Below are 26,783 nucleotides of genomic sequence, written 5' to 3'. Positions count from 1 at the left end.
AACGAATAATAGTTTTTCACTATACTAGTTTTTACCATCTGACAATTATCTAATCGTGGCAAGATATTCGTATACCTCTCGTAGATTTTTATACCCCAAAGATTGGGCATGTTCCAAATAATGTCCCCAGATTTGTGCTGTTAGTTTCGCATCACCTAGAGCATGATGACGATTGGTTACTTCTATTCCACATTCCTTGCAGGCTGCTTCAAGTGGAATGGATTTAATTAGAGGATTTGAGAGGCGAAGTAAAAAGGAGGTATCAATAATTCTGTGTTCAAATCTAGTTTTTAATAGATCCCATGTCATTTTTTGCATAAAAGACTGTTCATGTTTAGCGTGGTGGGCAACAAGTGCATGATTTTTTACAAATTTGAAAAATTCCATTAAAACTTCTGAGGCTATGGGTGCACTGCTTAATTCTTCATCACTTATGCTGGTCAGGGCAGAAATTTCGTCTGAAAGACTATGTGGAGAATGTACTAGGGAATAGAAGGTTTCTGATTCCAAGATTCGCTGCCCCGTCATCTTGATGGCGCCAATGGAAATGACTCGATCTCCTTTTTCAGGATAGAAACCAGTAGTTTCTAAGTCAAATACAACTACCGACAAATCATGAAAAGGTGTGTCTAGGCAGTTGTTTTCTTTCATTTCTTTTTGAAGTTGTCTGATAAAAGAGATGTTTTGCAAGTTCGTCTGCCCTTGTACTCCTGCATAAATGTTGGAACCTAACTTTCCTGACATCTGTCTGAAAAAATTGATCATATCATTCATTCCCATTAGTTATCCTCCTTTTCTATCAATTTCTTTACATAACGGTGAAGAGTAACTCCATTTTTAAGTATTTCTTTTACTTCTTCCTTTTGTGTATTTGATAGGTCTTTTATCGGTAGATAATGGCTATTTTCATAATTGGAAGGTTTTGAATGGGAAAGACGAAAGGAAAGTAATTTCAAAAATTGTTGCTTATATAATTCTCTTTTACTATAAGGAAGTTCAAATTCATTCAGTTTTTCAAGTCGTGAAAGAGTAGAGGTTTCGAATATATTCCCTTTTATTGCTAATAGACGTATTGCATTTACATAAGGAAAAAAAGCTTTTTCTTTTATATTTATTGAACCTGTATTGGGCCCATGAGTTTCTACTAATAGTTGGCCTAACACACCGATTCCTTTTTTTAGGTAAAGGGTGTTGTTAAGAATTTTCTTAAAGAGGTTTTCTTTATGGATAATCTTATACACTTCTATTTTTAATACTTCTATTAAACTGGTTTCACCGTAAAGGGAACGTCCATCAATAAATATCAATAACTGGCGAATGGATTCCCAAGTGGAATCGGTGGCCCACTTTATTACTTGCTGCTTCCATTCGTTTTGTGATTTACACCATAATGGATTACTAGCCATTACACCGCCATCACAATATTCATAGCCGGCTAGATGCAAGCCTTTTGAAATTTCTTTCCCTAGTGTTAAAAAGTAAGCGTGTATTTCAGTGCCTTGTTCTTGATAGATAATCCCATGATCCTGATCGCTCCAAACAGATTGCTCAAACCGTCCCGCACTACCCATCATAAAAAAGGAAAAGGAGCAGGGGATAGGACCATGGTTTTCCTCCATTTGTTTTACAGAAACAGTGACTACACTATTGATAATCTCATCATGTAACAGATTTAACTGTAAATGATTGCGAGAAACCCAAATGAGTTGGTCATCACGGAATCTTCTAATCTCTAAGTAACTGGTCATTTAGTAAGACCCCTTTTACTAGATAGTGTTCCATCCCCTTTTTTGTGAGAAAAGGGGATGGGGGATGCTATTAAGCGTTAAGTTTTGATTCTGAACCTATAGCGGTTTTTTCAACTTTTACCATTTCGGGGTAACCATAACTTCCATGCTCGCTCATGTCAAGACCGATAATTTCTTCTTCCTCTGTAACACGCAATCCATTCATGAATTGTTTCATTATCGTTAATAGAATAAACGAAACGATGAAAGCAAAAGCACCACTGCTTACAACTCCCAATGCTTGAACCCCTAGTTGGTGTAAGCCGCCTCCGTAAAATAATCCTGGCTGTCCGACTGTAGCTAATTCTGGAGTAGCGAATAAACCGGTTGACAAGGTACCCCACACTCCGGCTGTACCGTGCACGGACAAGGCAGCTATTGGATCATCAATTTTTCTGCTTTCAAAGAATCGAATACTATAGAATACGAGGAATCCTGAGATGAAGCCGATTAGGACAGCAGCCCATGTATCAACAAACGCACAAGAAGCAGTAATAGCAACTAAACCTGCCAGAGCACCATTTAACATCATTGGTACATCTGCTTTTCCTAGAACAATCCATGAAACAATCATTGCCGCAATGACTCCGGCACCTGCTGCAAGATTTGTATTAATGGCTACAAATCCAAAAAATGCTCCATCAACTGAAATCGTACTACCTGCGTTGAAACCAAACCAACCAACCCATAAAATCAGAACGCTAAGTGCTGTAAATACTTGGTTATGTCCTGCAAGATTATTCGCTGAACCATCTTTATTATATTTTCCAATACGGGGCTTTAGGATTAAAGTAGCTGCAAGAGCTGCCATTGCTCCTGTTAAGTGAACAACAGTTGAACCTGCAAAGTCTTGTTTACCATGGTCTGCTAACCAGCCGCCGCCCCAAATCCAGTGTGCAATGGGGGGATAAACGATAACGGAGAACAATACCGCAAACACGAGATAGGCTCCTAGTTTAGCTCTCTCTGCAAATCCGCCAAAAGCAATGGTAAGTGAGATTCCAGCAAAAGCTAATTGGAATAAAAAGAATACAGAACCTGAAAGTGCTAAGCCTTCCACGTCATATCCAGAATAAAAGAAGTCTGAAAGCCCAATGAGTGGATTTCCTTCACCGAAGATTAACCCGTAACCTACTGCCCAAAATACAATCGATGAAATACCAAAGGTAAGTATCGTTTTCCCAGCAATATGTCCGGCATTTTTCATTCGTGTTGATCCGGTTTCCAATAGGATGAATCCTCCAATCATGAGAATAACAAGTACTGCACCAACCATTACCCATAAACTGTTCATTAAGAATAAAGTATCCATTATTTTTTCCCCCTAAATTTCATGTTAATTTTCTTAACATTCGGTGTATTTGTATTTTTACATGGATTTGCTGTGGATTCTACAATTGTGTAAGGTTTCCTAACATGGTTTTTAATGAGGGTGTTAAATAAAAGGGAATTGCATAAGGACATAGAGAATTTTCTGACAAAAAAAATCCACCTCCTGGTTAAGAAGATGGACCTTTTCGTGAACCGAACTGTGCATTCAATTGTCCTTGAATCATTTTTCTTCTAACATCATTCTGATTTTGCTGCTTCTGTGCACGAAGCATTTCTTTTCTAATTTCATGTGTTTGAACGCCATCTTCAATCTTGTTCGCGATTTCCACTAATAATTCAACATCAGCGAAGGAATATTTTCTACTTCCTCCAGAGGATCTCTCAGGAAAAATTAACTTTCTCTCTTCATAATAGCGAATTTGCCTCTCCGAAAGTCCAGTTAGGTCCCTAACAATTCCAATTGTGATAACTTTTTTATCTTTATAAGAATAATCATTTGCCATTTTTTGATCTCACCACGCTCTATTATGATTAGGTTTTATACAATATATTATGTTAACTTTCCTTACATTGATTGGATTTTGATATCTCGGAACGTAAGTTGCTTCAGTTATTTTTTCGGGGAAATGTCTTTTTAAAAATACTTTGCAGTTCGCTTAATGTGAGGGAATGAAGACTGTGATCCGATGCTTGATAAAGACCAGATTCAATTAATCTATTAATGTAAAATAGTTTAAGTGTTTCGACTCCTTTACGCAATCGATTTGTCATCTCACCGTCACTCCTTAGTTATTGATTTTGAAGTGCTCTAATAAGCTCGTGTGCTTGCGAACCAAGTTTTATCATTAATTCTTCATACAATTCATCCCTTAATTTATCCAATTGAAGAATCCTTTCCGCTAATTGAACGTCATTCGTCCGATACATCCCAATCTCCCCCTAATCCGTTGTATTTATTTAACAAGTTACCCAAATTATTAGATATTGTCAGTGTTTGTGTCAGAAACACTGACAATCTATTTCATTTAGGATGAGGAAATCTTACACATGAAAAAGAACCAGGTGTTTTGAACTGACCTATTAAAATGAGACAACGAAAAAGCACCATTATGCTGCCTGCTCTCTATACTCAATAGGGGACAGGTAGTTTAATTTAGCCTGAAGTCTTGTTTGATTATAATGGTTAATGAATTTTTCAACTCTTTCGATTACAATATAATTTGTAAGAAACTCTCTTCCTTGAGAGTAGAATTCTTCTGACTTTATGGTGGAGTGGAAGGATTCGATTACGGCATTATCCAAGCAACTGCCTTTCCGGGACATGCTTGTGGTGATGCCTTTTTCTTTTGCTATTCTTTGAAATGAGTGAGACGTGTACTGTGCTCCCTGATCACTATGAAGTATTAAGTTGCTCGTTTCACGACCTTCTGCAGCGTCCTTTAAAGTATCGATCACTAAAGACACATCTTGGCTGGTACTTATTCGATAAGCGATTATCTCATTATTAAATAAATCCATTATTGAGCTAAGATACAACATAGATTGTCCGAACGGAAGGTAAGTAATATCAGTTACCCATTTTTCATTTGGTCTTGAGGCTTTAAAATTCCTATTTAAATGGTTAGGGACAACTACCTTCATTTCACCAGCTATATTATTTTTACGTTTTGGCTTAACCCGGCATTGCAGATTATATTTTTGCATAATCCGTTGTACAGTATTACGATTAACCTTCCTCTTATAATCGCGTAATAGCCAGGCTCTGACAGTCCGATGGCCAATTAGAAATTTATGGCGTTTACAAATTTCAATGATTTGTTCTTGAAGTTCATTTTTTACTTTTGGGTTCTGATTTTTCCACCTATAGTAAGTTGATCTAGGTATTTCTAAACATTTACACAGTAAGGTAACACTATATTTATCTTTTAATTTTTCTACTAAATTAATTACAGCTTCTGGAACCAACTCCTCTCGATTTCTTGGTACTTTTTTAAAATTTCTAATTGTGCCTTTAAGAACTCATTTTCTCTCTTTAATTGCTCATTTTCGGACAATTCCTCAGTACCTTTTCCATAACTGTATTGTTTGCCAATCCCTTGTGCTAAACGATATTGTTGTCCTTCACGATACCACTTCATCCACCGTTTTATCTGTGTAACATTGGTTATTCCGAACTTTTCCATAATTTCACGATTAGAATACTCACCACTTAATTTCATCTGGATAACAGCCATTTTAACTTCTTCTGAGTAAGCATTTATCTTTCCCATAAGAAAACACCTCCTGAGTTACGTATTATTTAAATACGCTTCAGGGGGTGCTTTTTCCTTTGTCTTATTTAACTAGGTCTCTCCATTTTTCACCTAGTTCTCTCATACTTTTTAGTATTCACCATCAAATGGAGTGAATGGGAAGTTAAAGCGTCTTTCGACTTGACGAAGGCGTTGGTTAACACGCTGCAAGCGTCGTTGAAGCTGGTTTACGTCACGTTGAAGTTGATTGATTTGTCTTTCCTGACGCTCATTTTGTCTTTCGAGTTGACTGACTCTGCGCTCTAACTGTTGTGGTTGTCTATCTGGATCAAACGGGTCATATTGTTCTTGTTGGGCATACGGATCGAACTGTTCATATTGATTGTAATCATACTGCACTTGCGGCACTTGATAATAGCCATAAGGATACACTGGGCAACTCTCCCTTTTTTTCATTTAGTACCCTATAGATTATGTAGGTATATGTGGAGAGTGTGGGCAAGTGCCTAGATATAGAGCTTAACATAATTGAAATTTAATTCTTTATAGACAATTATCCATTAAATACTATTTTCATATTGTTTTTTTAGTGCATTAACATAGTAAATTGGTAAAGTGGTATCAATAAAATATTGAATATTTCAACAAAAAGATTTATAATCACTATATTCTAAAAATTATAAATGTTTCAATGATTGATTTTTTAAAAAAACATTGGGGGGAAAAAAATGAAGAAAAATCTAAAATTCTTTACAACGTTCTTGGTCATGGCATTTATGTTAATTCTAACAGCATGTGGATCGAGTGAGACAAGTGGTAATGGAGCAGATTCCGATGAGAAAAAGAAACTCCGCGTTGTAACAGATGCAGCGTATGCACCATTTGAATATCAAGATAAGGGAGAAATTGTAGGCTTTGACATTGATTTAATTAAAGCTGTTGCGAAAGAAGCAGGATACGAAATTGATATTGCCCATACTGGCTGGGATCCATTATTCGTAGAATTAGAGAAGAAAATTGCCGATATTGGTATTTCGTCGATTACAATTAATGACGATCGAAAGAAAACCTATGACTTTTCAGTACCATACTTCCTTTCAACTAATAAAATTCTCGTACCTGAAGGCAGTGATATTAAGAGTGCCGAGGATTTGAAAGATAAAACGGTTGCGGTTCAAAATGCAACAACTGGGCAGGAAGCAGTTGAAGGCCTTCTCGGAAAGAACAGCAGTCAAATCAAAAAGTTTAAAAATAATAACTTAGCAATCTTAGAACTTAAGAACAGCGGTGCAGATGCAGTTGTTGCGGATAATACTGTTATTGAAGAGTATGTAAAAAATAATCCAAATGACAAATTTGTTGTTATTGAAGATGTCGACGCTTTTGCTCAAGAGTTTTACGGTCTAATGTTTCCTAAGGGCAGCAAGATAAAGGCTGATTTTGACAAAGCGTTAAACGAAATATTTGATAACGGAACATATGCAAAAATTTACAATGAATGGTTTAAGGTAGATCCAGACGTACAACTGCTAAAAGACCAACAATAATAACGAAAATTGCGTAACTCTTAAAAACTAGCAGTTACGCAATTTTTGGTTTTATACCAAGTCTTACATAATTTAACAGAGTGTCACGTTTTCGTATAGGAGGATTTTTATGGATATTCAGTGGGATATTTTGGCGGAATACGCACCCTTTTTTCTAAAAGGGACGCTGCTGACAATAGGACTATCGTTAGCCGGTATTTTAATTGGGACAATCCTCGGATTGTTTATCGGTCTAGGGAAAATGATGAAAAATAAATTCTTGGCCCTTCCGTTTGGGATTTATATCACGATTTTCCGTGGAACACCGATGCTTGTACAAATTATGTTAATTCATTTTGCCGTAGTACCGTTGTTTACAGGAGCAACAAATGCCATTGCTGCCACTATTCTGACACTGTCATTAAACTCTGCAGCATACATAGCCGAAATCTTTCGTGCAGGAATTCAATCGATTGATAGGGGGCAGATGGAAGCAGCCCGCTCACTCGGGATGACACATGTTCAAGCAATGCGTCATGTGATCCTTCCGCAAGCGTTTAAACGAATGATTCCACCACTAGGGAATGAATTTATTGTCTTAATAAAAGAATCTTCGCTTGCTTCGATCGTAGCAGCACCAGAACTCATGTATTGGGGACAAGCGATGCAGGGGCAATACTTCCGTGTATGGGAACCGTATATCACGGCAGCACTTATTTACCTGCTATTAACGCTTTCATTAAGCTTCTTATTAAGCCGTCTTGAAAGGAGGTTGGCAACCGAATGATCGAAGTGAAAAATTTAAAAAAGTCTTTTGGAAAGAATGTTGTACTTAGAGATATTAATGTAACCGTTAAACCTCAAGAGGTTGTAGTTGTAATTGGTCCTTCTGGTTCAGGTAAATCCACGTTCCTCCGGTGTATTAATCTCCTAGAAAGTATTACAGATGGTCATGTCTATATTGAAGGAATTGATATTACCGACAAAAAGTCAGATATTAATAAAATACGTACGGAAGTGGGAATGGTTTTTCAGCAGTTTAATCTTTTTTCTCATAAAAAGGTTATTGAAAATATCATGCTAGCCCCAATGAAAGTCAGAAAGACTTCGCTTGATGAAGCTAGAAAAAAAGGTTTAGAGCTTTTAAGAAAAGTAGGGTTAGAGGATAAAGCAGAAGCGTATCCTGATTCCTTGTCCGGCGGTCAAAAACAGCGTGTTGCGATTGCCAGGGCGCTTGCGATGGAGCCGAAAATCATGCTGTTTGACGAACCAACCTCAGCCCTTGATCCTGAAATGGTTGGAGAGGTACTTGAGGTAATGAAGCAGCTGGCCAAAGAAGGCATGACGATGGTTGTGGTAACCCATGAAATGGGCTTTGCGAAGGAAGTAGGCGACCGGGTAATCTTTATGGATGGCGGGCTTATCGTCGAAGAAAATACTCCAATTGAATTATTTGATCATCCAAAGGGAGATCGAACCAAAGCCTTTTTGAGTAAGGTTTTATAAAAGCAGGGAGGCTAAATAGCCAACCTGTTTTTTACTATCTATTTTTCAAAATCAAAAACGTCAACAATCTTATCTGCTTTTATACGATTTTGGCAGAGTCTAAATAATCCGTCAAAGAACTCACCTACTTCTAAAGAAGTGGCAGGTATTTTGATTTGTACCTGTCTCGAGCCAAACATGTGCTTAAAATAGGCCTTCCTTTGATCATTTTTCCCGTCACGTTTTAAAGGATTGTACAACCACACGATATGCGGGATTCCATCAATTTCTTCGATGACCCTCAGTTCCGCTGCTGTGGTAGATTTATTCTGCAGGTAAATGACTAAATAATAGTTGTCATTTCGGTGCCAATCGATGAATAGGAAATAGTAGGTTGTCTCACTATCTATACGTGTAACCTCAAAGGCTGCCGTGGTTTGTTTTCCATTTGTCCATTGATGAAATTTGGACAATGTACCATTAACTGTTTCTAATTTTTTTATATCATAATTGGCAGGTCTTGACCCTTTGATCAAATCTGCCAAATAAACAGCTTCGTTTTTTTTCAAAGTGAATGCTCCTTTTGGTCGATTCATTTCATTATACTTTGAATTAATATAAAATGTAGTAACTTAAAAGAGGCATTGTATCCAAATTGAAATATAACTGAAACCTGAATTAAAAAATCGTTTGGTAGAATCGATATAATTGGGACTAAAAATGCGTACATAGTACGAATTATATAGAGGAATAATTCTGCCTCTTTTCCATATAGATGCATAGAAGCGGTGGTACTAGGGGGTTTAAGACATGACAGTGGAAAGTCAATTAATAAAAAAATCATATTATCAAATGTATATAAATGAACATGAAAATGCTCAGCCCATACGTGTGTTAGGTGATGCGTATCAGGAAGAATTACAGAAAGATTTGCCCGATTTAACATCAATACGATTTGCACAAGGTGAAATCTATTTTCACAATCGAGATTTTGAAGCAGCCATTTTCAAATGGGAAAGCATTGTTGGTGAATTTGAACTATGGGCAAGGAAAAATATTGCGGATGCCTACTATGAAACGGGTTTGCTTTCAAACGCAGAAGATCTTTATCTTTCGATTGAGACCAATAATCTTACATTAAAGACAGAAGTGGCTCTTCAGCTATTTTCCCTCTATATTGATCGAGGGAAGCGTGAGGAAGCTGTTGAGATAATCAAAAGAACGATTGATTCAAATCCCGATTATCCAAATGTGACTGCCATTGGCCGTACTTATTTTGAGGACCAACAGGATTGGGATAATGCTATTGAATTGGCGCTGAATGAAGCAAAACGAACATGTTCATTAGATTGGTTCGAGACATTGAATTCTTATGTAAAGAAAGGTTTTACCAAAGGCTTACTTCCAAATTATTTCATGCAAGCCCTATTTGAATTGTATAGTATAGACCAGAAAATGTTTGAAGAACTTACAACTTCCCTTTGGGACAGTTACAAGAATGAAGAGTCCTATTTTATCTGGCTGAAAGAAGTAAATCATCTACTGTTCAATGTAGACATTAATCGAACCAGTAATTTTCAATATCTTTCAGACCTGCATTATCAAACATACTTTGGATTAATAAATGGCGACTACTTCATTAAAACGCTGGAAGAAGTAGTACCTGATCTTCTAACGAATTGGCTGCGCCTATCTGCTCCGAAGCATGCAGTCATCGTGTCAGCGGCAGTTTTATCATGGAATGAACTGTTTCCAACAAGTATTAGTATGTCAATTGTCAATGAGGCCGAAAATCTTATTAGCGAATCAGAATGTCATAGTGATGAATTAGAAGAATGTATACATCTATTTGATGCAATCGTAAGTTGGGCAAAAACGAATGATATGGGCGAAAATAACCGCTTAAAATGGATGGTTGAGCATTTGAATGATTTTGATACCCATCACTTATTAATTACCGGGTTAAGCGGCAGCGGGAAGTCTGCTTTCATAAATTCAATTCTAGGTGAAGAGATACAGGATAGCCCAACCTCATCACTTGTGATGTTTAAGGACTCTGAGGATCTAAATATTTATGAAATAACTGAACAAGAAACGATTCCGCTCGCTGATTTTACACAATTCCAAGAGAGAATGGATCGACGCAGGAATGCACTTGAATCGATTATCGAATTTCAGCAGCCTTTTCCTTTTTTATATGAGCAGAAATTAGCCCTAATCGAAACACCGGGTTTAAAAGGCAGCCACCAAGACCGGTATGAAGTTCTGCAGTATCTACAACTGGCTGATACCTTACTTTTTGTCTTTGATGCCAATGCCCCGTTTGCGGAGAAAGAGAAGGCGATCCTTTCACAAATTAATGAACTTGCTCCCGATATTCCAGTCCATTTTCTTCTAAATAAGATGGATACGATTGTTAATGAGCAGGAAGCTATAAGAATTTACGAAGAAACAAGGACAAAGATACAATCTTATTTACCTGAAGCACAAATATTTGCCTTTTCCTCTCAATATGAAAGGGGACAGCAATTAGTAGAATTAAAGGATTTTATCCAATCGATAAAAGATACAAGAAACATAGCAGATAAGCGCTTGGCAAAACTTTTGCACTTCATTCGAACCACCATATCTAGGTTGTTGCAAAAGAGAATTGATGTGGAGAATCAATTAATTGAGTCTGTGCGTTGGAACGAAGAAGCGGTGATGAAGTTAAATGGTGCTCTTAACCAATTAAAGGATGCCCAGTCGCAAAAGATTAAAGCGATCACGAGGTCCTACCGAACCATTAAGGAATCTTTTCAAAATGAGATTTCCCTTGCTGTGCCAAAAATGCTTCAGGAATGTTCCGAACTCATTAAGGAAGATAGTAATTTTAGCACGATTCATCTGGAACTAAATGATGTGATGAATGAGAAAGTTCAGGTATACTTGGAGCGAGAATTAATGCCTAAGTATTATGCGTCCCTTCAAGAATGGATTAGCAGCAGTAAAGAGGAATTTGAGCAAGGACAGGGATTTTTGAATGAGATGGCCGAGGGCTTAAATAGCCTATATGGGGAAGAAAGAATTAAGGTCGAATGCGATTTTAAAGTACTTGATGATTGGCTAAGGGACACAGATAGAATGACGAGCAGGTTCCTATTAGAAAAGGTAAATATTTTACTTCGGAACACTCCATCACAATTCTTATTAAAAAGTGCAGGAAAACTATTTGGAGCACTAACTCAAAATAAAGCCATGCTATATAACAAATACAAAGCATTTGTAAAAAGTGATCACTACTCTGAACCAACTGAGATTGTGATTGAACGTTTCTTTCAACAGTTTGAGCTTTTTGAAAAGTCATTAGAACGTGACATTACGATGTTCTTTAGACAGCCAATCAGTATCCTAAATGTAGCAATTGAGGAATCTCTATCACAAATAACAACGAATCAAGCTATTTTGAAAAAAATGAATACGAACCCAGAAATGTTCCGCGACCCATTAACGCTATTCGAAGTAAGGCTTCGTCAATTCGAATGGACAACAGTAGCAGGCAAGGGTGTACAAACGATTTATTAATAATTAGGGGTGCCTCATCTTGAGGCACCCCTAATTATTAGACAAATGCAGCGATAATAATACCCATGATGGTTAAGGCAACAACATGATAGCCTGCACTAATGAAGAATAAAGTATAATTGCGGCTTTCAAAAAAAGTAGGAGATAATTCTCTAAAAGCAGCGATAAGTCCAATTAGAAATCCAAATAATGCTCCATCTAGGATGGTAACAGTATCTAACAATTGAATAAATAAAGAAAGTACTACCGCAGTAAAAATCCCGCCTAGTGTAGTTAGTCCATACCCCACATATGCCCCTTTGGGATCAATATCTTCCATTTTCTTTCCTAGTGCCTTCACCCATATGCTTGAAAAAAGAATAGGAGAATACCAGAGCGCTCCAATTACCATGTTTGAGACAACTGCTAAAATGATAGCTAAAATACTAAAATTAGTAAAATCCATTCCATTTACCCCTTAAAATTTTCTGTGTATTCGGCGAATTATATCATGATATTCCTATAAAACAAAGCCAATTTTGTTCCATAAGAAAAGGGCTGCCCGTTTAAAGAAAGCAGCCCAATCATTACATACCTTTTTCATCCAGTAGTTCTAGCAATAAATCTGGTCGGTTCGTCAATATACCATCAGCACCTGCATCAATAAGTTTTTCCATTGTACTAGGATCATCAATGGTCCAGTAATGGACCTCCATTCCCAGTCGGTGCGCTCCATCAATCAATTTTTGATCGGTTAAATCAAAACCGCTGTCTTCAACCGGAATTTGAAATGCATCCACTGTTGGTACATAAAGATTTCGTAAATAGAATTTATGAAAAACGACAAAGTCCTTAACCTCTTGCCTTCCAGCTGTAACAGCAACAGTACCATTTGCGTACTTATCAAATGTTTTGAGAATTTCTTGGTCAAAGGAACTAATTAGAATCTTTTCTTCCATTTGATATTTTTCTATCAGGTCCCATAACTTTGAGGCAATCTCATCTATTTTTTCAGGAGGATTATCATCTTTAATTTCTATTTCAATTTTCAAGTCTTCAAATGTTTGAAACAACTCATCCACTGTTGGGATATAGACACCCTTGCCACGAAAACTGTACTTACCCTCTAAATCTTTAAAATGATAACCTGCGTCAAGTTCTTGAATTTCTGCTAAAGTAAGGTCTGCCACTTTTCCCTTTCCATTGGTTGTTCGGTCAACACTTGGATCATGGATCGTAACTAAGTGACCATCCTTTGTGATATGTATATCTGTTTCGAGGACATCTACCCCCATTTCAGCTGCATTCGCAAAGGCTGTCATCGTATTGGAAGGGGCTAACAATTCACCGCCTTGATGGGCAATGACCAATGGACGATCATGAGTAAAAAAGCCTTTTTGCTGGATTTGTTTGACTGGAAATAGATTAACAACTAACAGGAAAATGAGAAGGGCAAAAAAGATTATTTTTAAAAATAGCATTGCCTTACGTTTTTTCCTTGTCTTTTCTATTATGACATGTTGCATATTGCTGCTCCTCTACTAATATCCTTAAAAAAATTAACTAGTATAATCACATTCTCCATTTCTCCCAGACGGACATTGTTTACTTAACTACATAATACCGAAATTCACTGAAAAAGGATAACAATATGTAAAAAAGAAAGGTCAGATCCTCTAATGGAAGAGGGTACTGACCTTTTTATCGCTTAAATGTCTTGTTTGCGTCTTCTTTGCACTTTCAAGGTAACTAATCCTCCTAAAAGGATGATTGCTCCAATTGCCATATAGTTGTATGCAGGAGATGCTGTATTTGGAATAGGATATCCTGTTCCAGTTGTTGTCGGTGCAGGTGTATTCGTTACTGGTGTAGGCGTTGGTGTTGGTGCTGGTGTAGGTGTTGGTGTTGGATTTTCAACTGGCGGTGTTTCTGCCTTAATATTGTCAATCGTAAAAGTTTGTACAATTTCCTGACCATATACATCTAATACATAAACAGTATATGTGCCATTTTTGGTAACTTCAAATTTGTTATCAATGATTTTTGTACCTAGTTCATTTCCTTCTACATCATAGAAGCTGTCAATAGTTTGTTCGCCTTCTAACCACATCATTGAAAGGACTTCTTCAGCGTTCGTTAGTACCTCGATCGTTACAGGTCCAGTTGTTTCTTCCGTTGGTACTGTTACTTCCACAGTAAGTTCTTCTGGTAATAGTGAAAGTAAAACATTAGTTGCTAATCCTGCTAGAACGGTTTGACCAGTAACATTAGGGTGGATATCTCCAGGAATTACATAGTCTGATTGCTTTGTGTCAAATGCTGTTTTTGCGTCTACCACAAAAGTACCAGGAGTATTAGCAAAAGGGTTAATAACCATTGTGTTAACATTTGTTACAATTTGCTCGCCAATATTATGTAGGAAAGCATTAAATGGAACTTCACTTGCACCAAATGGATTATAAATATTATAAAGAATAATCGGTGCCTCTGCATTAAGGCTTCTAATTTTTGAGAAGATCTGTAGTAAATTTACACTTAATTGTTGGGAAGCAGCCTGTACTTTTGGAAGTAGAGTTGCAGGATCTACAGGTGTTCCATTTTTAATGATTTCAGATAGGCCAACAGCACCCATTAGATCATTGCTGCCAATGTCCAGTGTAAAAACATCTGCGTTTTGAATAGCAGCTTCATTAGCAGGATTATGAACTTGGCCTAAAATATGTGATGAAGTCCAACCTCCACCACTGATATTGGTTACATTGAAAAATCCAGGTTCAAGGATTAAGTTTGGAAATGCCTTTGATGATGGTTGTGTATTCCCATTCGTATCATCCAGGTTCCAACCATAAGTTATTGAATCACCTAATGCAACAAGGCTAGGCTTGTCCGTATTTTCTTCTGCAAAGGCAAATGAGGTAAAGAAGGTACTAAAGGCTAACATTAGTGTTAGTAAAACTGATAATCTTTTAAACTTCATTTTATTTCCTCCAATCGATAAATTTTCTATTGCCAAATTCTATTATAATCCTCTAATTTTCGAATATTCAATATATATAATTCTACAAATTGTGCAAAAAGACCTATGACAATATGAATATAGTAAATAGGAAAGTAAAATATTTTTTGTAAAAATATTCAAAATATTCTACGCTTTTGTTACAATAGGTTGGGGTGATTTTTTTATTTAAAAGGAGGAAGAACAAAAATGAATATCGGTAGTCTTTTATCTCAAAATGCTAGGAAGTTCCCGGAAGTTTTAGCTATTGAATGCGAAGGACGCAGTTATACTTACCGTCAATTCAATGAGGAAGTAAATCGGCTTGCCCATGGTCTTCTTAAACTGGGGATAAACAAGGGCGATAAAATTGCATTGATGATGAAAAACTCGGATCATTTTGTATTTACCTTTTTTGCAGTTTCGAAAATTGGTGGCGTTGCCGTTCCTATTAATTTTCGTTTGACCTCCTCAGAAGTTCACTACATATTACAACAATCTGAAGCAAAGCTAGTTGTTTGTGATCTAGAATTTGAAGAGATTCTCACAGCTGCTAAAGAAGATTGTGCTGTTCGGACAGTAATAACTATCGGAGAGCCAAGTACATTAGGTTACCACTCTTATGAAAGCGCTTTATCTGCTGTTGACAGTGAACCTGAAATAGAAGTTTCTGATGATGATGATTTGGAGATCTTATACACTTCAGGAACAACAGGTCGACCGAAAGGGGCATTGTTTGATCATAAGCGGATTTTTAATGTAGGTATTTCCGTTACCATCAATATGGGCTTGCGTCCACATGAGCGTATCCTACATGTAGCACCACTTTTCCACTCTGCACAACTAAATCTTTTCTTAATTTCAGGCGTTGCATTAGGTGCGACTCACATCATTCATCGTGATTTCCATCCAGTCAAAACACTTCAAACTATTCAAGAACATAAAATTACTCATTTCTTTGGTGTTCCAGCCATGTTTAATTTCATCCTACAAGTTCCAAATGCAGCAGAATACGATTTATCTTCGATCCGAAGATGTGGATATGGCGCAGCTCCAATGGCACCTGAGTTAGTAAAAAAGAGTATCGAGTTATTTAAAACAGATCAATTCTATAATCTTTGCGGATTGACCGAAGGGGGACCTGGTGGAATTCTTCTAGATCCAGAGGGGCATAAACAACACCTTGGCAAGGGCGGGAAACCTATTTTTCTAACAGAAACACGTGTCGTCGACGAACAGGGAAATGACGTTAAACCAGGTGTGGTTGGAGAATTCATTCTTAAAAGCCCTATGGTTATGAAGGAGTATTATAAAAAGCCAGAAGAAACGAAAAGTACTATAAAAAATGGCTGGCTCTACACAGGTGATTTAGCAACGATTGATGAAGAAGGCTATATTACTCTCGTTGATCGAAAAAAGGACATGATTATCACGGGTGGTGAAAATGTTTATTCCGTTGAAGTGGAAGGGGTTCTTTTTGAACATCCATCCGTATTAGACGCCGCCATTATTGGCCTTCCTGATGAAACATGGGGTGAGGCAGTTTGTGCCATCATTGTTCTAAAAGATGGTGCTGTCATTGATGAAGAAGAGTTGAAAAGCTTTTGCCGTCAGAAATTGGCTGGCTATAAGGTTCCGAGGCGTATTTTTATTGAAGAACAACTGCCACGAAATGCTTCTGGGAAAATATTAAAATATCAACTTCGGCAAAAATTAAATCAAGTCAACGTGTAGAAGGTGAGGCGTTAATTATGAAACATCCATATTTAACTGAGGACCATAAAATTTTTCGTAAGTCTATAAGGAAATTTTTAGAGAAAGAGGCTGTCCCTTTTTATGAACAATGGGAAGAGGAGAGAATGATTCCTCGCTCCTTGTGGAGAAAAATGGGAGAACAGGGCTTCCTTTGTCCGGATTTAGATGAGAAATATGGCGGCAGTGGTGTTGACTGGGGATTCTCTGTTGTAATTAATGAAGAGTTAGAGAGAGTTGGTTCTGGTCTAGTGGGTATGGGTTTGCATAATGATATCGTGGTCCCTTATATCAATTCTTTCGGCTCAGAGGAGCAGAAACAGCGATGGCTCCCACGCTGTGTCACAGGAGACCTTATTACAGCAATCGCCATGACTGAGCCTGGTACAGGTTCTGACCTTGCTAATATTAAAACTACAGCAAAACTTGATGGTGATCATTATATTTTGAATGGACAAAAAACCTTTATCACAAATGGAATTCAATCTGATTTAATCCTCGTGGCCTGTAAAACAGATCCAAATGCGGTACCAAAGCATAAAGGGGTGAGCCTGCTGCTAGTTGAACGGGATACTCCTGGCTTTTCAAGAGGAAGAAAACTAAACAAAGTGGGGCTTCATTGTCAGGATACAGCTGAGTTAATCTTCGAAGATTGCAGAGTTCCTAAGGAGAATCTGCTTGGTGAAGAAGGTAAAGGCTTCCTGTATATGATGGATAAACTCCAGCAGGAAAGGCTTGTAGTTGCGATTGCGGCACAAATTGCAGCAGAAGTTATGCTTCAGGGGACGATTGACTATGTGAAAAGTCGTGAAGCCTTCGGAAAGCCTGTCAGCCAATTCCAAAATACCCAGTTTAAAATAGCTGAAATGGCTACCGAGGTTGAGATGGGGAGAGCATTTTTAGATCAATTAATAGCTGAACACATGGATGGTCAAAATGTGGTAACGAAGGTTTCAATGGCGAAATGGAGGCTGACGGATTCGGCAAAGAAAATTGCGGGTGAATGCCTGCAGCTTCATGGCGGCTATGGATATATGGAAGAATACGAGATTGCGAGAAGATTCCGAGATATCCAGGTTTCAAGCATTTACGCAGGTACAAATGAAATTATGAAAACGATTATTGCCAAAAATCTAGGATTATAATTGGGGGAGAATCAATGACAACCACTATTGGAAAGATTTTTGAATTAACGGTAAAAAGATATCCAAACAAAGAAGCTATTTATGATGTTAGGAAAAATGTTCGCTATACGTACAAAGAGTGGAATGAGCAGGTAACTCGACTTGCAAATGCGTTGGAAGAGGAAGGTGTCAAAAAGGGCGACCGAGTGTCCACCTTCATGTTTAATACAGAGGAATTAGGAACGGCTTTCTTTGCCTGTGCAAAAATTGGTGCCATCTTCAATCCAATTAATTTCCGCTTAATGCCGGAAGAAGTGGCTTTTATCCTTTCTGATGCAACTCCTAAAGTAGTTCTTTTTGAAAAGGCATTGGAGCCTGTCATTGCTGCTATTGAAAATCGGTTTGATTCTATGGCCTTTTGGTTTATTGATGAAGAAACGCCAGCCTATGCAGCAAGTTATCATGAAAAACTTGCTAACTCTTCGATTGAAGAGATACAGGCAGATGTAAATGAAAATGATATTTATGCGTTTATTTATACAAGTGGAACGACCGGAAGGCCAAAAGGGGTTATGCATAGTCACCGAAATATGGTAGATCAAAGTATGCTATGTATTGCTGCCCAAAAGCTAGATGCTGAAGATGTTGGTCTAGTTACCGCACCTATGTTTCATTGTGCTGAGCTCCATTGTGCTTTTCTGCCAAGGATTCAGGCTGGTGCTCGAAACGTCATTCTTCACCAATTTAATCCAAAAGTGATCCTTCAATTAATAGGACAAGAAAAAATAACTAAATTTTTTGCTGCTCCTACTATGTGGAATATGCTGCTGCAAGAGGATTTAAGCCAGTATAATACGGAAAGCCTGAAGCTTGGTTTATATGGTGCAGCACCAATGGCACCATCCCTAGTTCATGCTTTGCATGATCGATTTGGTATCGGGTTGGTTCAAGCCTATGGGATGACGGAAATGGGCCCAGCAATTACCTTCTTATCCGAAAGGGATCAACTTAGAAAAGCAGGATCAGCGGGGCAAGCTGCTTATAATCACGATATTCGAGTGGTCCGTACTAGAGAGGATGGACCATCAGATCCAAATGATGTCGTTCCTGTAGGGGAAACAGGTGAGATAATTGTAAAAGGACCATGCATGATGATTGGCTATTTTAATAGGGAAGAAGCGACGGAAAAATCGATGTATAAAGGATGGTATCATTCAGGTGATATCGGTTACCTAGATGAAGAGGGCTTTCTATTTGTAAATGATAGAGTAGACGATATGATTATCAGCGGCGGAGAGAATATTTACCCACGTGAAGTCGAGGATGTTTTACATGCCCATGATGGTGTCTTAGATGTTGCAATAGTTGGGCAGCCTGATGACCGCTGGGGAGAGACTGTAACAGCATTCGTGGTGAAAAAAGATCCTCAGTTGACTGAGCAAGAACTTGAAGACTATTGTAAAAACAGTGATAGTCTAGCGAATTATAAACGCCCGCGCAAATATGTATTCTGTGAAGCATTGCCGCGGAATGCAAGTGGGAAAATTCAAAAATTCGTACTGCGGAAACAGTTAGAAGAATTGTTTACACAGGGATGATGAGTAGAAAAGGTCACTGAGCGCATCTCAGCGACCTTTTCTTTGTAAATACTGGCGGATGGCGGAGAATACTCTCGCATAGCGAAAATACTCTCGGATAAGCGTAACTTACTCTCGCATACCCGAAAATACTCTCGGATAAGCGTAACTTACTCTCGCATACCCGAAAATACTCTCGGATAGCGGAAACTTACTCTCGGATAACCCCCAAATACTCTCAGATACCAAAATCTACTCTATGAAACTTTTCCTCCCCAGCGAATCCACACAATCAAAAATCTAAGGTATAATAATAAAAGATTATCTACTAGAAGGGGGAGATGTATTTGTTGTTTGAAAAGGCTCAACGATTATTGGAAACTCATTTTGGTTACTCATCCTTCCGTAATGGACAGGAGCGCGCCATACAATCCGTACTAGCTGGAGAAAATACGATTTGTGTTATGCCTACTGGCGGAGGAAAATCCATTTGTTATCAAATTCCTGCACTTGTTCTACCAGGTACCACGATTGTAATATCCCCGTTAATCTCACTTATGAAGGATCAAGTTGATACCCTCGTACAGGTAGGAATTCCTGCAACTTTTATCAATAGCTCACTTAGTTACAATGAAGCATATGAACGGATCAGGGAAGCAAAGCAAGGAAAGTATAAACTCCTATACATAGCCCCCGAGAGGTTAGAATCACGTGAATTTATCGAGGACTTGAAACAAATGGACATTCCATTGGTTGCAGTAGATGAGGCACATTGTATTTCACAATGGGGTCATGATTTTCGCCCTAGCTACCGCCATATCCAGCAAATGGTCTTCAGTCTTCCACAAAGACCAAATGTATTGGCGCTTACTGCAACGGCAACACCAAAGGTTCGTGAAGATATTTGCGAAACACTGGACATCGATGAAGAGAATTCAATTATTACCGGTTTTGAACGGGAAAATCTTTCATTTGCAGTGATTAAAGGTCAAGACAGGCTGCCGTACCTAAAGGATTATTTAAAAAAGAATGAAAAAGAAGCAGGGATTATTTATGCTGCCACTCGCAAGAACGTTGACCAACTTTACGAAAGACTAAAGAAGGAAAATATTAATGTTGCCCGATATCATGCAGGAATGGGGGATGCTGAGCGCATACGCGAGCAGGACCGCTTTTTAAAAGATGAAGCCTCCGTTATGGTAGCTACATCTGCTTTCGGTATGGGTATCGACAAATCCAACATCCGCTATGTGCTCCATTTTCAACTTCCGAAAAATATGGAGAGTTACTATCAAGAGGCAGGACGTGCTGGGCGAGATGGACTAGAGAGTGAATGTATCCTGCTTTATTCCTCACAGGATGTACAAGTCCAGCGCTTTTTAATTGATCAATCCAGCGACAGAACACGGATAACACAAGAATTAGAAAAGCTGCAGCAGATGGTTGCTTATTGCCATACAGAAAATTGTCTTCAGGAATTTATTCTAAAATATTTTGGTGAAATCGAAACCGAGTCCTGTGGAAGGTGTGGTAACTGTCTCGATTCTCGCTCAAGCAACGATGTAACGACGGAAGCGCAAATGGTCATGTCTTGTTTGATTCGGATGGGACAGCGTTTTGGAAAAACACTAACAGCACAAGTATTAACAGGTTCAAAAAATAAAAAGGTAACTGAAATGGGTTTTGACAAGCTTACCACTTATGGAATTATGAAGGAAAAAGGTTTGAAAGAAGTCACCGATTTTATCGAGTTCTTGATCTCACAAGAATTAATAGCAATCGAACAAGGACAATTTCCAACACTATATGTATCTCCAAAAGGGAAAGACGTCTTGCTAGGGAAGGAAAAAGTTCACCGCCGAGAAACCGTTAAAGTTAGAGAAATTTCAAAGGATGATCCGTTATTTGAAACGTTACGAGAAGTAAGAAGAGCGATTGCAGAAAGAGAAAATGTACCTCCGTTTGTTATTTTTTCTGATGCATCACTTAAGGATATGTGTGCTAAACTGCCAAAAACAAACGAAGAATTCATAACAGTGAGCGGTGTCGGAGAACTGAAATTGCAGAAATATGTACTTGAATTTATTCAAGCCATCCGTCAATTTTGCGAAGCCCATCCAGAACGCCAGCCGGAGCAGGGTCAAACTGCTGCTCCTAAAAAAGCGGCGAAAAAGGCTGTTGGTGACTCGCATTTAGAGACCTTGCAGTTCCATCAGCAAAACTTATCAATAGAACAAATTGCAGAAAAACGCGAGTTAGCACTGAGCACGGTTGAAACCCATTTGATTCAATGTGCTCAACAAGGATTGGAAGTTGATTTTTCCAAACTAATCCCGGCAGAGTATATTCCATTGCTGCAAAAAGCAGTAGAAGAAGCTGGTCGTTCCCGGTTAAAGCCAATCAAAGATTTATTGCCTGAAGAAGTAAGCTATTTTATGGTTAAGTGCTATCTATATTTTTTAAGTAAAAATAAATAGTGTAAAGGGCTATTATCCAACGGATAACAGCCCTTTTTTGCATTAGTATAGGAAAATTATGTTAATATGAAACTACCAGTTTTATGGAAAGGGTGATTAATATCGAAACAGTGCTAAGTTTAAAGAATCTAAAAAAGAATTACGGAACAAATGAGGTATTGAAGGGAATTGATTTATCGGTTAATCGCGGCCAGATTATTGGATATATTGGCCCTAATGGAGCCGGGAAAAGCACGACGATTAAGATTTTACTAGGTCTTGAGGGCAATTATTCAGGTAAAGTGGAAGTATTTGGCGAGGAGATTACTGATACTAGTATTGATTATAAAAGGAAGATTGGGTATGTTCCTGAAATTGCAGAACTTTATGATAATCTTACCGCTCATGAGTATTTAACTTTTATAGGCGAACTTTATGGGCTGGATTATGGAGCAGCAGATGAAAAGGCTCAAAAATTAATGGAAATCTTCGGATTAGAAGAAGTCTATTTTTCTCGTATTTCTTCTTACTCGAAGGGGATGAGGCAAAAGGTCCTCATAATCTCAAGTTTACTACATAATCCTGATTTGCTTTTTTTAGACGAGCCATTGAGCGGTCTTGATGCGAATAGTGTGATGATCTTTAAGGAGATTATGGCCCAGCTTGCAGCACAGGGAAAAACAATCTTTTACTCTTCTCATATCATGGACGTGGTAGAGAAAATTAGTAATAGAATCATTTTAATAAATGATGGGAAAATTGTCGCGGATGGAAGCTTTAATGAACTCAAGGAACAAAATAAGGAAGGGACATTGGAACAGATATTTAATCAGCTGACTGGTTTTGATCAATATAAAGCTATTGCTGAGGAATTTGTCTCCATCGTTCAAGAGGTATAAATGAGCGATGAAAGATTTTAAAACATTAAAAGTATTAGATGTTTTTAGTGAAGTATTTGAACGCTTTGATATTAATTATCCGTTAATGCGAAGAATATTAGCTATGAAGCTAACAATAGATGGGAGGAAGATACCTACTATATTTAACCAACAGACAAAGAAGAAGAACAAGCCTGCAGAAGAAAATGGCTTTATGAAGTCCCTGTGGATGTATGCATTATTAGGGATCATGCTAATTCCAGTTGTTACCTTTGGTGATAATTACTTTTTTCAAATGAGTATATTTTTTGGTATCGTCATGTTTCTTGTTATGACATCAATGATTTCAGACTTTTCGACCGTTCTCCTGGATTTAAGAGATAAGGGGATTCTACTGACAAAGCCAGTGGATAGACGAACCATTAACGCGGCAAAAACAATACATATTTGTATTTACTTACTTTTTTTGACGGGTGCCTTAACAGCAGTACCACTAGTTGTCGGGACAATCGAGCATGGAGTCTTATTCTTAATTCTTGCAGTATTGGAACTGTTTCTATTGGATTTATTTATTGTTGTGTTAACTGCTGTAATCTATTTTTATATTTTAAGATTTTTTGATGGTGAAAAACTCAAGGATATTATTAATTACGTTCAAATCGGGCTTTCCATCTCAATAATAATAGGGTATCAAATTTTGGCAAGGTCTTTTTCGCTAATTGAATTGGATATCGTTTTCAATGCCAGCTGGTGGCAATATTTTATTCCACCGATTTGGTTTGGGGCAACGTTCGAATTATTGCTTCACAAAAACATCAATAACTATCTAATTGGGTTTTCAACTCTGGCATTCCTTGTTCCAATCCTATCTTTCATCGTTTATAACAAAATGATGCCTGCTTTTGAAAGGAACATTCAGAAACTTGCTAACCATAGTGGGAAAAGTAAACGTGTTGAGAGGAAATGGAAAGATCATGTTGCCAATTATTTGTGCCGTACGCAGGAAGAGAAATCCTTTTTTCGTTTTGCTAATAACATGATGAGGAATGAGCGGGAATTTCGTTTAAAAGTCTATCCTTCTTTAGGGATATCGCTAGTTCTGCCATTTGTTTTTCTCTTTAATGAAATGCAATTTTCCTCATACGCACAATTAGCTTCTAGTAAATGGTATCTATCAGTCTACATGTGTAATTTGATTATTCCTGGTTCAATTAATATGCTTAAGTATTCAGGGAAATATAAAGGTGCATGGATTTATAAAACCATGCCTATTCAAAGCATCTCATCCTTATTTAGTGCTACTTTAAAGGTTTTTCTTGTAAATCTATATTTGCCAATATACTTCCTTTTGAGTGTTGTTTATATGGGTATATTTGGAGTGGATATTATACCAGATCTTTTAATCGTGTTTGTAACGTCCATACTATATACGATTATTTGTTCAAGCACACTTAAGGATTCCCTGCCCTTTTCGGAATCATTTGAAGAGATCCAGACAACCAATCTTTTGAAAATGATTCTTGCATTTCTAATCATTGCTGTATTTGTTGGTATCCATTATTGGATTACTTTTATTTCATATGGAGTGTTTGTATACCTCATTATTTTAAGCGTTGGGACAATTTTAGTGTGGAAGAAGGCACACAAGTCGTGGTGGAGTAATAAGTAATTAGAAAATTCACACTATATTTGTCATCTGCCGGTTTAATTTGTTGCTATTTCCCGGGAATTTGTCGATTAAAGGAATAAAAGCCGTATGTAGATACGGCTTTTAACTATTCCTTATCATCATCCAAAAATGGTTTATTCACAAAATGGTACATCCATGCCATTAAAATACCGCCGCCAATTAGGTTGCCAAGTGTCACTGGGATTAGGTTATGGAAAACTCCGCCCCATGAGATTGTGCCTGGGTGATTTAACACTAAAGCAATTGCAAATGTACACATATTGGCAATGCTATGTTCATAGCCGGAAATAAAAAAGCAGAACACGAAAAGCATCATTGAAAACATTTTTGGTCCATCACCTTTAAGACCCATTGGGATAAAAAAAGCCAGGCAAACGAGCCAATTACAAAGGATTCCTCGGAAAAAAAGTTCCATCGTTGGTACCTGCATTTTCTTTTCTACAACACTTAATAAAAAACCATTAACCGAGGATTCTGCGTATAGTCCCGTTGTAAAAATCATAAAGGCGAAAACTGCTGCACCCAAAATATTTCCAATGTAACTGCTGACCCAGAGTTGGGTAACTTCCAGCCAACCCATTTTTCCACGAAGTGCAGCATAGGTGTAATAAAAGGTATTACCAGTAAATAAATCCCCGCCTCCATAAGCGATTAAAATAATTGCTGATCCAAAGGTGAGAGCGGCCATCGGATAGGCAAAAGGGGAATGTTCTAAATAAAAGTAGTTACCAGTCTTAAAGGCAACAATTACACCAAAACCGATAAACATACTTGCAAGCATGGCTCGTAAAATATACCGTAACAGGCTTTGTCTAAAGATTTTTACTTTTTTTAACGCCAGCTTTTCGACTTCACTTAAGAGTGGCATCTCCATTTTCTGCATCACCATCCACTGTTTAGCAATTTCTATCTTTTTAGTTTTAATCGAGGAACATTAAATTATGCATGTATAGAATAATAGATTAAATAATAACATAAGTTTTTTATTAAGGCTTAATATTAACTAAATATCCATATATCATATATAATAAAGTGGTTTTTTAATATGATTTTAAGGAGTTTACTATGTCCTACTTGAAAAAAATAACCCCTGAATATGACCCGTGGGAAGCTTATAATGATATTAAGCAATACGGACAACCTCAATTAACGAATATTGAATTCACGACAACAACCTTATGTAATATGCGCTGTGAGCATTGTGCAGTAGGGTATACCCTTCAAACAAAAGACCCCAAAGCTCTTCCATTGGAAATGCTTTTACGAAGGTTAGATGAAATTCCAAGCCTTCGGTCGTTAAGTATAACAGGCGGAGAGCCGATGCTTTCCTTGTCTTCAGTCAAAGAATATGTAGTTCCAATCTTACAATATGCTCATGAACGTGGAGTTCGGACGCAAATCAATTCTAATTTAACACTTGATTTAGCGAGATATGAGTTAATTGTTCCATATTTAGATGTTTTACATATTTCACATAACTGGGGAACAGTAGATGATTTCGTAGAGGGCGGATTTGCTAGAATGGAGCGCAAGCCTGATTATAATCAACGAGAAAAGTATTTTGAGAGGATGATAGAAAATAGTAGGGAACTAGTGAAGGCTGGTGTGATGGTTTCGGCAGAAACAATGCTTAACAAGCGGACACTGCCTCATCTAGAAAAAATCCATCGCCAAATTGTAGATGAAATGCTCTGCCAGCGGCATGAGGTTCACCCTATGTATCCAAGTGATTTTGCTAGTAATCTTGAAACGTTAACACTTAATGAAATAAGAGAAGCCATTCATCATTTACTTGATGTTCGAGATGAAGAGGTGTGGATGCTTTTTGGGACTCTCCCTTTTTATGCATGCAGCCATAAGCCAGAGGATTTAGCGTTATTAAATAGACTCTTTCAAAGTAAAAATGTAACAGTAAGAAATGATCCCGATGGAAGATCCCGACTCAATGTTAATATCTTTAATGGGGATATTATCGTAACAGATTTTGGCGATACTCCGCCACTTGGAAATATCCAAACTACCAACTTGCTAGATGCTTATCAAACCTGGCAATCCTCTGATATTTCAAAGGAATTGAGTTGTCACTGTCCAGCAGTTTCATGTCTTGGTCCTAATATATTAGTTAAGAACAGTTATTATCAAGATATCAACTTTTCAACGCAGAAAAATAATATTAGCAAATAAAAAAGCAGGATTCCTGCTTTCAGATTGTCGAGAAAGGGTATCTTTCTCGGCAATTTTTTATTTAAACAAAGACTAACCTACGATTTTTTTGAAAAATTCCTGCCTGCTCAATGGCCTGTTGATTTCCGCTCCAGGTGCTTTGCTTTCCGCGGGCGTGCCGGGAAGCCTCCTCGGCGCTGAAGCGCCTGCGGGGTCTCCCCCT

The 26,783-nt window shown here is 37.7% G+C and carries 24 protein-coding genes; 11 read left to right on the top strand and 13 right to left on the bottom strand.

Annotated features, from left to right (window positions below):
* Window positions 1–45 precede the first annotated feature (45 nt).
* The 8 genes from QUG14_RS14075 to QUG14_RS14040 all read right to left on the bottom strand — a co-directional run bounded on the left by QUG14_RS14075 (window position 46) and on the right by QUG14_RS14040 (window position 5,827).
* Entirely contained in the window at window positions 46–780 is a 735-nt protein-coding gene (locus tag QUG14_RS14075; protein ID WP_289341164.1) for an exonuclease domain-containing protein, read from the bottom strand.
* Window positions 780–1,748, bottom strand: coding sequence for a DUF294 nucleotidyltransferase-like domain-containing protein (locus QUG14_RS14070; protein ID WP_289341163.1), 969 nt, complete (start codon window positions 1,746–1,748; stop codon window positions 780–782). The genes QUG14_RS14075 and QUG14_RS14070 overlap by 1 nt, the downstream gene beginning before the upstream one ends.
* A gap of 70 nt (window positions 1,749–1,818) precedes the next feature.
* Window positions 1,819–3,099, bottom strand: coding sequence for an ammonium transporter (locus QUG14_RS14065; protein WP_289341162.1), 1,281 nt, complete (start codon window positions 3,097–3,099; stop codon window positions 1,819–1,821).
* A 187-nt stretch (window positions 3,100–3,286) separates the two neighbouring features.
* Window positions 3,287–3,622 carry a MerR family transcriptional regulator gene (locus QUG14_RS14060; RefSeq protein ID WP_289341161.1) on the bottom strand — a complete coding sequence of 112 codons (336 nt, stop codon included), beginning with the start codon at window positions 3,620–3,622 and terminating at the stop codon, window positions 3,287–3,289.
* Window positions 3,623–3,725: 103 nt separating this feature from the next.
* Window positions 3,726–3,890, bottom strand: a complete 165-nt coding sequence (locus tag QUG14_RS14055) for a Fur-regulated basic protein FbpA (protein WP_289341160.1) — start codon at window positions 3,888–3,890, stop codon at window positions 3,726–3,728.
* Window positions 3,891–3,908: 18 nt separating this feature from the next.
* Complete coding sequence (locus QUG14_RS14050; RefSeq protein WP_289341159.1) at window positions 3,909–4,046, bottom strand: hypothetical protein; 138 nt, start codon at window positions 4,044–4,046, stop codon at window positions 3,909–3,911.
* Window positions 4,047–4,226: 180 nt separating this feature from the next.
* Window positions 4,227–5,389, bottom strand: a protein-coding gene (locus QUG14_RS14045; RefSeq protein WP_289341158.1) for an IS3 family transposase whose coding sequence is annotated in 2 segments (ribosomal slippage) — window positions 4,227–5,110 and window positions 5,110–5,389 — 1,164 coding nt in all. Because the reading frame shifts where the segments join, the coding sequence is not laid out codon by codon here.
* Window positions 5,390–5,500: 111 nt separating this feature from the next.
* Window positions 5,501–5,827 carry a PspA/IM30 family protein gene (locus QUG14_RS14040; RefSeq protein WP_483310726.1) on the bottom strand — a complete coding sequence of 109 codons (327 nt, stop codon included), beginning with the start codon at window positions 5,825–5,827 and terminating at the stop codon, window positions 5,501–5,503.
* 272 nt (window positions 5,828–6,099) lie between these two features.
* Here QUG14_RS14040 and QUG14_RS14035 point away from each other — a divergent pair, with 272 nt between their 5' ends.
* The 3 genes from QUG14_RS14035 (at window position 6,100) to QUG14_RS14025 (ending at window position 8,403) form a co-directional block, all read left to right on the top strand.
* On the top strand, window positions 6,100–6,918 hold the full coding sequence (locus QUG14_RS14035; RefSeq protein WP_289341156.1) for a basic amino acid ABC transporter substrate-binding protein: 819 nt from the start codon (window positions 6,100–6,102) through the stop codon (window positions 6,916–6,918).
* A gap of 109 nt (window positions 6,919–7,027) precedes the next feature.
* Complete coding sequence (locus QUG14_RS14030; RefSeq protein ID WP_289341155.1) at window positions 7,028–7,684, top strand: amino acid ABC transporter permease; 657 nt, start codon at window positions 7,028–7,030, stop codon at window positions 7,682–7,684.
* Window positions 7,681–8,403: an amino acid ABC transporter ATP-binding protein gene (locus QUG14_RS14025; RefSeq protein ID WP_289341154.1), complete on the top strand. Its 723-nt coding sequence runs from the start codon at window positions 7,681–7,683 to the stop codon at window positions 8,401–8,403. Before QUG14_RS14030 ends, QUG14_RS14025 begins: the two co-directional genes overlap by 4 nt.
* A gap of 38 nt (window positions 8,404–8,441) precedes the next feature.
* On the opposite strand, the gene QUG14_RS14020 is transcribed toward QUG14_RS14025, so the two are convergent.
* On the bottom strand, window positions 8,442–8,951 hold the full coding sequence (locus tag QUG14_RS14020; RefSeq protein WP_289341153.1) for a hypothetical protein: 510 nt from the start codon (window positions 8,949–8,951) through the stop codon (window positions 8,442–8,444).
* A gap of 241 nt (window positions 8,952–9,192) precedes the next feature.
* Here QUG14_RS14020 and QUG14_RS14015 point away from each other — a divergent pair, with 241 nt between their 5' ends.
* Window positions 9,193–11,946, top strand: coding sequence for a dynamin family protein (locus QUG14_RS14015; RefSeq protein WP_289341152.1), 2,754 nt, complete (start codon window positions 9,193–9,195; stop codon window positions 11,944–11,946).
* Between the two features lie 37 nt (window positions 11,947–11,983).
* Here QUG14_RS14015 and QUG14_RS14010 read toward each other — a convergent pair whose 3' ends face one another.
* The 3 genes from QUG14_RS14010 to QUG14_RS14000 all read right to left on the bottom strand — a co-directional run bounded on the left by QUG14_RS14010 (window position 11,984) and on the right by QUG14_RS14000 (window position 14,902).
* Complete coding sequence (locus QUG14_RS14010; RefSeq protein WP_289341151.1) at window positions 11,984–12,391, bottom strand: DUF1761 domain-containing protein; 408 nt, start codon at window positions 12,389–12,391, stop codon at window positions 11,984–11,986.
* A 121-nt stretch (window positions 12,392–12,512) separates the two neighbouring features.
* Complete coding sequence (locus tag QUG14_RS14005) at window positions 12,513–13,451, bottom strand: glycerophosphodiester phosphodiesterase family protein (protein ID WP_289341150.1); 939 nt, start codon at window positions 13,449–13,451, stop codon at window positions 12,513–12,515.
* Window positions 13,452–13,633: 182 nt separating this feature from the next.
* Entirely contained in the window at window positions 13,634–14,902 is a 1,269-nt protein-coding gene (locus QUG14_RS14000) for a GDSL-type esterase/lipase family protein (protein ID WP_289341149.1), read from the bottom strand.
* A 228-nt stretch (window positions 14,903–15,130) separates the two neighbouring features.
* On the opposite strand from QUG14_RS14000, the gene QUG14_RS13995 reads away from it, so the two are divergent.
* From QUG14_RS13995 to QUG14_RS13970, 6 genes are all read left to right on the top strand, one after another.
* The gene (locus QUG14_RS13995; protein WP_289341148.1) at window positions 15,131–16,654 is read left to right on the top strand and encodes a long-chain-fatty-acid--CoA ligase; all 1,524 of its coding nucleotides are present in this window, start codon (window positions 15,131–15,133) and stop codon (window positions 16,652–16,654) included.
* A 17-nt stretch (window positions 16,655–16,671) separates the two neighbouring features.
* Window positions 16,672–17,817 (top strand): acyl-CoA dehydrogenase family protein, encoded by a 1,146-nt coding sequence (locus tag QUG14_RS13990; protein WP_289341147.1) that lies wholly within the window; start codon window positions 16,672–16,674, stop codon window positions 17,815–17,817.
* Window positions 17,818–17,831: 14 nt separating this feature from the next.
* Window positions 17,832–19,394, top strand: a complete 1,563-nt coding sequence (locus QUG14_RS13985) for a fatty acid--CoA ligase (protein ID WP_289341146.1) — start codon at window positions 17,832–17,834, stop codon at window positions 19,392–19,394.
* A 329-nt stretch (window positions 19,395–19,723) separates the two neighbouring features.
* A complete protein-coding gene (gene recQ, locus QUG14_RS13980) occupies window positions 19,724–21,850 on the top strand; it encodes a DNA helicase RecQ (protein WP_289344146.1) in 2,127 nt (708 codons plus the stop codon).
* 83 nt (window positions 21,851–21,933) lie between these two features.
* Window positions 21,934–22,728 (top strand): ABC transporter ATP-binding protein, encoded by a 795-nt coding sequence (locus QUG14_RS13975; protein WP_289341145.1) that lies wholly within the window; start codon window positions 21,934–21,936, stop codon window positions 22,726–22,728.
* Window positions 22,729–22,735: 7 nt separating this feature from the next.
* Window positions 22,736–24,376 carry a hypothetical protein gene (locus QUG14_RS13970; RefSeq protein ID WP_289341144.1) on the top strand — a complete coding sequence of 547 codons (1,641 nt, stop codon included), beginning with the start codon at window positions 22,736–22,738 and terminating at the stop codon, window positions 24,374–24,376.
* A gap of 106 nt (window positions 24,377–24,482) precedes the next feature.
* Here the strand turns inward: QUG14_RS13970 and QUG14_RS13965 are convergent, their stop codons facing one another.
* A complete protein-coding gene (locus QUG14_RS13965; protein WP_289341143.1) occupies window positions 24,483–25,271 on the bottom strand; it encodes a formate/nitrite transporter family protein in 789 nt (262 codons plus the stop codon).
* A 191-nt stretch (window positions 25,272–25,462) separates the two neighbouring features.
* Here QUG14_RS13965 and yfkAB point away from each other — a divergent pair, with 191 nt between their 5' ends.
* Window positions 25,463–26,581, top strand: a complete 1,119-nt coding sequence (yfkAB, locus tag QUG14_RS13960) for a radical SAM/CxCxxxxC motif protein YfkAB (protein ID WP_289341141.1) — start codon at window positions 25,463–25,465, stop codon at window positions 26,579–26,581.
* Window positions 26,582–26,783 lie beyond the last annotated feature (202 nt).

The sequence above is a fragment of the Neobacillus sp. CF12 genome, assembly GCF_030348765.1.
Taxonomy (GTDB): Bacteria; Bacillota; Bacilli; order Bacillales; family Cytobacillaceae; genus Neobacillus.
The sequence above is the reverse complement of the archived record's forward strand: the minus strand, read 5'-3'. Positions and strand labels throughout refer to the sequence as shown.